Source organism: Acidovorax sp. KPB24-03, assembly GCF_057546605.1.
Genome location: NZ_BAAJYR010000736.1, coordinates 1 through 1,058 on the forward strand (window position 1 = coordinate 1; position 1,058 = coordinate 1,058).

Sequence of the window (1,058 nt, forward strand, 5' to 3'; positions counted from 1 at the left end):
GGGCGTGCACCGGCCGCTGGCCTGCGCCCCGCCCTGCACTGCCTGCAGCGCCATGGCGGTGGCGACCTCGGGGTGGGCGCGGCTGGCCAGCACGTTGCGCTGGCGCAGGGACAGGCGCTGCCCGTATTCGAGCAGCATCAGCTCTTCCGCCGCGTTCACGCAGGCATGGCTGTCGGAGCCCACGCCCCAGCGGCCGCCGTCCGCCAGCCAGCGCGGCAAGTTGAACAGACCATCGCCCAAGTTGGCCTCGGTGGTGGGGCACAGGCCGGCCACCGCGCCGGTGCGGGCGGCGCGCGCGTATTCGTCGGGCGTCATGTGGGTGGCATGCACCAGGCACCAGCGCGCATCGACCGGCGCATGCTCCAGCAGCCATTGCACCGGGCGCTGGCCGCTCCAGGCGATGCAGTCGTCCACCTCCTGCGTCTGTTCGGCGATGTGGATGTGCACCGGCGCCGCCGGGCTCAGGGCGGTGAGGCCTTCGACCGCAATGCGCAGGCTGTCGGGCGGCACGGCGCGCAGCGAATGCGGGGCCAGGCCCAGGATGCCGCCCTGCGCGGCCACCACGGGCGCCAGGCGCTCCAGCAGCGCAAGCATGCTGTCGGTGCTGCGGATGAAGCGGCGCTGGTCCTCGCGCGGGGCGCGGCCGCCGAAGCCGCTGGCCTGGTAGAGCACCGGCAGCAAGGTGATGCCGATGCCCGCGGCCTGGGCGGCGCGCAGCAGCGCGAGCGACATGGCGGCATCGTCGGCATAGGGCTGGCCTGCCGCGTCGTGGTGCACGTAATGAAACTCGCACACCGCGGTGTAGCCCGCCTCCAGCATCTCGACATAGAGCCAGGTGGCGATCGCCTCCAGGTGCTCGGGCGTGGTGCGCGCGGCAAAGCGGTACATGAGGTTGCGCCAGCTCCAGAAGCTGTCCTGCCCGCCGTCGGGCTGGGGCGCGCGGTATTCGGTCAACCCGGCGAAGGCACGCTGAAAGGCGTGCGAATGCAGGTTGGGCATGCCGGGAAGGACCGGGCCCGGCGCACGCGGCGCGGTGCCGGCGGCGCTGCCCGGCGCCA

The 1,058-nt window shown here is 73.2% G+C and carries 1 protein-coding gene; it reads right to left on the bottom strand.

The window, feature by feature from the left end; all coding sequences use genetic code 11:
• The coding region (locus tag AC27KI_RS25615; protein ID WP_487116624.1) for a formimidoylglutamate deiminase at nt 1-1,058 on the bottom strand (1,058 nt) is incomplete at both ends.